Genomic DNA, 257 nt, shown 5'->3' with positions numbered 1-257 from the left:
GGCACTGCTCGGGCTTGAGCCGGTAGAGCAGCGACAGGATCATCGTGTTGATCGCCACCGACTTGCCCGAGCCGGTGGTGCCGGCGACCAGCAGATGCGGCATCTTGGCGAGATCGACGATCACCGGCTCGCCGCCGATGGTCTTGCCGAGGCCGAGCGCGAGCTTGTGCTTGGAGCTCTCGAAATCCTGGCTCGCGAGCAACTCGCGCAGATAGACCGTCTCGCGCTTGGCGTTGGGCAGTTCGATGCCGATCGCG

General features: G+C 65.4%; 1 protein-coding gene. It reads right to left on the bottom strand.

Going from position 1 to position 257, the window contains the following annotated elements:
• Positions 1-257, bottom strand: a 257-nt coding sequence (locus tag AX750_RS12890; protein ID WP_156462453.1) for an FtsK/SpoIIIE domain-containing protein, incomplete at both ends; no start/stop codon positions are given.

It is taken from the genome of Methylobacterium sp. CCH7-A2 (genome assembly GCF_001557075.1).
GTDB classification, from domain to species: domain Bacteria; phylum Pseudomonadota; class Alphaproteobacteria; order Rhizobiales; family Beijerinckiaceae; genus Allobosea; species Allobosea massiliensis.
This window is presented reverse-complemented; position numbering and strand designations above follow the sequence as displayed.